4 protein-coding genes are annotated in these 5,310 nt (G+C 66.1%); 1 reads left to right on the top strand and 3 read right to left on the bottom strand.

Annotated features, from left to right (window positions below; translation table 11 throughout):
• A partial coding sequence (locus ACOJUJ_RS07250) for a peptidylprolyl isomerase (RefSeq protein ID WP_420126190.1) occupies positions 1-706 on the bottom strand: 706 nt, incomplete at its 3' end.
• A complete protein-coding gene (locus tag ACOJUJ_RS07245; RefSeq protein WP_420126189.1) occupies positions 694-1,038 on the bottom strand; it encodes a PadR family transcriptional regulator in 345 nt (114 codons plus the stop codon). The genes ACOJUJ_RS07250 and ACOJUJ_RS07245, both read right to left, overlap by 13 nt.
• Positions 1,039-1,541: 503 nt before the next feature.
• On the opposite strand from ACOJUJ_RS07245, the gene ACOJUJ_RS07240 reads away from it, so the two are divergent.
• On the top strand, positions 1,542-3,881 hold the full coding sequence (locus ACOJUJ_RS07240) for a Tex family protein (protein ID WP_420126188.1): 2,340 nt from the start codon (positions 1,542-1,544) through the stop codon (positions 3,879-3,881).
• A gap of 274 nt (positions 3,882-4,155) precedes the next feature.
• Here ACOJUJ_RS07240 and ACOJUJ_RS07235 read toward each other — a convergent pair whose 3' ends face one another.
• Positions 4,156-5,103 carry an IS110 family transposase gene (locus tag ACOJUJ_RS07235; protein ID WP_420126187.1) on the bottom strand — a complete coding sequence of 316 codons (948 nt, stop codon included), beginning with the start codon at positions 5,101-5,103 and terminating at the stop codon, positions 4,156-4,158.
• Positions 5,104-5,310: the final 207 nt, after the last annotated feature.

Raw genomic sequence — 5,310 nt, 5'->3', positions numbered from 1 at the left:
TCAGAAGCTCGGCCATCTCTCCAACTGTCAGAGCTCCACCACTAAAGCGCACCAGCGGGCGCTTGGCAGCCCAAAAACCAGGCCTCTTGCCGGGTCGCTTCGCCATCTCCCGCAGCACTATCTCGGCATCGCTGTGTATCTGCAGCGAAGCGCGGATTTGCAGGCACTCCAGGTACAGCCTTACAGCTCGCTGGCGCTCTCCGCGCAGTATGACTTGCCGAAACGCAGCGTGGTCTCGCATTGCGCCTTCGCTGCCCTCCACCACCTTGATCACGTGGTACCCGAACGGCGTTTCCACTAGCCCGCTGACTTTCCCGGCTTGCAGCGAGAACAAGACCGCCTCGAACGCTTTCACCATTCGACTACGTTCAAAAAATTCCAAATCACCACCGTAGCCCCGGCCTCCGAATTCCATCGTGACATCGCGAGCGAGTTCCGCGAAGTCTTCACCTCGCTCCACACGATCTCTGACAGTTGTAGCGATTTGTAGGAGTTTGGCTCGATCGTCTGTTGTTGCCCTGGGCGGCAAGCGAAACAGGATATGGCGGACCCGGACACGGTTACCATGTCCGTCTCTGATCCGCACCTCCGCCAACTCGTCATCGTCAAGCGGTTTGAGGGGAGGTACGAGGCTATCCAAAGCCTGGGAGATCTCGGCGCCGGAGGGCCGCGCAGGCGATCCATTCCACCAGTTCAGTATCCCCATACGATCTCCCCGCCCGCGAACACCCGGGCCGCTTGCTCCATTGCACGGAAGGCACGCACGCCGAGCCCGGTCACTTGGTAAAGGCGCCGCGCGGGACCGTCACCGAGACTGACGTCCTCGAGCCGGGATTCAACGTACCCCTTGTCACTCATCCTGCTCAGGGTAACGTAGACGGTTCCGCGCTTCAGCATCGTTGAGCGCTGGACCATCTCAAGTCCGTACATCTCGCCGTTGGCGATCAGCAGGCGAAGCACTTCCGCCTCTTTCGCCGAGAGTTTCGGAATATTCATACTCCATGCATACACTTTGTAAGACTGGTCGTCAAGGATCATCGAATCCAACCAGGGCAGGTGCCGCGGGGTGCGCGAGCATCGAGCCCGCCGGACGTCGGTCCCGCGCTGAGAGGCTGACCTCCGGAGCAGTTGAAGCCCCGCCGGGCAACGCGAAGCGTTGTCAGGGCGGGGCTTACCGCTTTCCTAGCGGCGGCTTTAGCCGCTCCGGACGGACGCCGGTTTGATCGACGGGTTTCCACTGTCCGCGATTCCTGCCGCGTGCCGCGATTGCCGCGATTCCTGCCGCGATTACGGCGATTGCCGCGGTTCCTGCCGCGCGCCGGCCCCGATCAGTTGAAGCCCCACGTAGTTTGTGGGGCTTTCCGCAGTCGTTGCGGCGGCTTCAGCCGCTCCGGCTGTATGCCGGCCCTCCTCCTCCAACCAAGAACTTCCCGATCCGCAAGAGTGGACCTCCCCCGCCGCCTCGCATACCTTTCCTGCGCTCGCGGGGGCGGCCCTCCGGCTACTTCCGCACTCACGCACTAACGCACTCACGCACTGCCGTGCCGTCTTCCGTCTACGCCGAAAAGATCGCGGCCGAGCTGGGCCTGCGCCCGGGCCAGGTATCCGCCGCCCTGGAGCTGCTGCTGGCCGGCAACACCATCCCGTTCGTCGCGCGCTACCGCAAGGAAGCCACCGGCGAGCTGGACGAGGTGCAGATCCGCGACGTCCGCGACCGCCACGAGTACCTGGCCGACCTGGACGAGCGGCGCGCCGCCATCCTCAAGTCCATCGACGAGCAGGGCAAGCTCACGCCCGCGCTCCGGGCCTCCATCGACCGCGCGGAAACCAAGAGCGCGCTCGAGGACCTGTACCTGCCCTACAAGCCCAAGCGCCGCACCCGCGCCACCATCGCCCTGGAGCGCGGGTTGGGGCCGCTGGCGGAGCTGCTGTGGGCGGGCCAGGTGACGGACGCGGAGCTCAAGGCGCGGGCCGCATTCTTCGTGGACGCGGAAAAAGGTGTCGCGAGCGCGGAGGACGCGCTGGCGGGCGCGCGCGACGTGGCGGCGGAGCGGGTGAGCGAGGACGCGTCGGCACGGGCGTACGTGCGCGACCAGGTGCGGCTGCGCGGCGTGCTGGAAAGCAAGGCGGCGCGCGGCAAGGAGAACGAGGTCAGCAAGTTCCAGGACTACTACGACTTCAGCGGCCCGCTCAAGGACATGCCCAGCCACCGCATCCTGGCGGTGCGCCGCGGCGAAACCGAGGGCTTTCTGACGGCGCGAATCGTGGCGCCGGACGAGGAGATCACGGCCTCGCTGCGCCGCCGCTTTCTGGACGGCCACCGCGCGCCGGAGCAGATGGGGATGGCGGTGGACGACGCGTATCGCCGCCTGATCTCCACGTCGGTGGAAGTGGAGGTGCGGATGGAGCTCAAGACGCGCGCGGACGAGGAGGCGATCGCCATCTTCGGCAAGAACCTGGAGGCGCTGCTACTTCAGCCCCCCGCGGGCGGACGGACGGTGCTGGGGATGGACCCGGGATACCGCACGGGGTGCAAGCTGGCCGTCGTCAGCAACACCGGCGCGCTGCTGGCGACGGGGATCGTCTACCTGCACCAGGAGGACCGCGCCCGGCGCGAGCTGGCGATGATCATCCAGCAGCACGGGGTGGAGCTGGTCGCCGTGGGCAACGGGACGGCGAGCCGGGAGTCGGACAGGCTGGCCAAGGAGGTCGTGCGCGATCTGCCGGGGGATCGCCGGCCGGCGGTGGTGATGGTGAACGAGGCGGGTGCCTCCGTCTACTCCGCGTCCGACATCGCGCGGGAGGAGTTTCCGGATCTGGACCTGACGATGCGGTCGGCCGTTTCCATCGCCCGGCGGCTGCAGGACCCGCTGGCGGAGCTGGTGAAGATCGATCCCAAGTCCATCGGCGTGGGGCAGTACCAGCACGACGTCTCACAGACGCGCCTGAAGCGGCGCCTGGACGAGACGGTGGAGAGCTGCGTGAACCGCGTGGGGGTGGAGCTGAACACGGCCTCGCCCGCGCTGTTGAGCTACGTGGCGGGGATCGGGCCCAACGTGGCGCAGCGCATCGTACAGCAGCGCGACGGCGAGGGGCCGTTCCGCAGCCGCGCGGAGCTGCTGAAGAAGGTGCCCGGGCTGGGACCCAAGACGTACGAGCAGGCCGCCGGCTTTCTGCGCGTCCGCGGCGGCGCGCACCCGCTGGACTCTTCCGCGGTGCACCCGGAGCGGTACAAGCTGGTGGAGCGGATGGCGAAGGACCTGTCCGTCGACATGACCACGCTCGTCGGGAACGACGCGGCGGTTTCGCGAATCGACCTGACGAAGTACGTGGGCGACGGCGTGGGCCTGCCAACGCTGGAGGACATCGTCGCCGAGCTCAAGAAGCCCGGCCGCGATCCGCGCGAGCAGTTTGAGGCGCCGGCGTTCCGCGACGACGTGCAGTCCATCGAGGACCTGAAGGAAGGGATGTCGCTGCAGGGGACGGTGACCAACGTGGTCGCGTTCGGCGCGTTCGTGGACATCGGCGTGCACCAGGACGGGCTGGTCCATGTCTCCGAGCTTTCCGACCGCTTCGTCCGCGATCCCAACGACGCGGCAAAGGTGGGCGACCGGGTGACGGTGCGGGTGATGTCGGTCGACGTTCCCCGCAAGCGCATCGCCCTTTCGATGAAGACGCAGCCCGGCGCCGTACGTCCATCCGGCGGTGGAAAGCCGGCGTCCGCGCCGCAGGGCGGGGCGGGGAAGCCATCCCAATCGAAGGATGCGCCGAGCCGAGATTCGTCTCGCGACCGCAAACCCGCCGCCCCTGCACCCAGGGCGCCCGAGCCGCCGCAGCCCGGCTTTGCGCCCAACGGGATGCGGATCAGCACCAAGCGGTAGCCTGGAGGCGGAATTGGACCCTCTGCCCCGTGGCGTTGGTGTGGAGTGTGTCGCTGAATCCCGAACCCCGAAGTGTTGATTCCCTGAGGGAGCGCCACACGTAACCTGAACGATCACAACCGTTTGTGCGCGACTTAAGGATCTGGTCTGTCTGGCTGAGGTTGAACGGCTCCCGAGGGCTGGGCCTTGCGCGACCCGACAAAGATCCTTCGGTCGCGCACAAGCGGTTGTGTGACTTTTGAGTACACGCGGGCGCTCCCTCAGCAACTGTGTCTCAGGCCTTGGTCGCGAGAGCCGGATTCCAAGGTGTGTTGGTGCGCGCCATCGTGTTCAGGATCACCACCAGCTTCCGCAGGCACGCGATCATCGCGACCTTGTACGGCTTCCCTCGTGCGCGCAGCCGCTCGTACAGCGCCTTGATCACCGGATTCCATCGCTTCGCCGTCACCGTCGCCATGTACAGTGCGCAGCGCACGTCTGCTCGTCCGCCACGGATCCGCCGTTGTCCCTTGAAGACACCGCTGTCTCGCGGGAAGGGCGCAGCACCCACCAGCGCCGCGATCTGCTTTCCACGAAGAAGCCCCAGCTCCGGCAACTGTGCGACCAGCCTCTGCGCCGTCTTCTCACCGATCCCGGGCGTGGTGGTGTACAGCGCCACCTTCGCCTGCCAGACAGGGCTCTTCTGGAGCGCCACCTCCAGTTCGGAACCGATCGACTCCATCTCCTGCTTGAGCCAGTCGATGTGCGCCTGGATGCGCGGGCGCAGCGCCTTCGCGCTCACCCCCATCCGGTTCTTCTCGGACGTGATCATCTGCTGCACCTGGCGCTGCCGCGTTACCAGCGCGTCCAGCTCCCGCAGCGCCGCGTCCGCCAGCGTGCGCACCTCCGGCCGCATGCGCTCGCCGAACTTCGCGATCACGCCCGCGTCGATGCGGTCCGTCTTCGCGAACTGCCCGTCCGCCCTGCCGAACGAACGCACCTGGAGCGGGTTCACCACACAGACCTTGAAGCGGGCCAGGAAGAGCGTCACCGCGGCTTCCGTCTCGTACCCGCCGGTCGCCTCCATCACCACCCGCTCCGGAGAAAGCGGGCGCAGCTGGTTCAGAAGCTCGCCGATTCCAGCCGTGTCGTTGCTGACCTGAAACGACTCGCCCGTCGGAAGAATGCACACGTCGAGCGTGGCTTTCGAAACATCGATCCCCACAAAGAACTGCGTTGCCATCCGGACCAATCCCTCCGAGGTTGAACGAAATACAGGTCGCTTTTTGGCTCCACCTTGCAAGTGCGGCTTTGACCACCCAACTGTTCGAGCTCTTGCGACCGCCTTCCGTAGGGCCACCCAGGCTGAGGGACGGTTTGGTCAACCACAGGATGAACGAGTTGACCCTACGAAGGTGAACTTAGCACATCGTCAACACACAAGGATGAC

Source organism: Longimicrobium sp. (assembly GCF_048594345.1).
GTDB lineage: Bacteria > Gemmatimonadota > Gemmatimonadetes > Longimicrobiales > Longimicrobiaceae > Longimicrobium.
The sequence above is the reverse complement of the archived record's forward strand: the minus strand, read 5'-3'. Positions and strand labels throughout refer to the sequence as shown.

What these genes read in the sequence shown, in the direction of transcription:
- ACOJUJ_RS07245 (WP_420126189.1), bottom strand. Translation starts at nt 1,038, where the DNA reads ATGATCCTTGACGACCAGTCTTACAAAGTGTATGCATGGAGTATGAAT.
- ACOJUJ_RS07235 (WP_420126187.1), bottom strand. Translation starts at nt 5,103, where the DNA reads ATGGCAACGCAGTTCTTTGTGGGGATCGATGTTTCGAAAGCCACGCTC.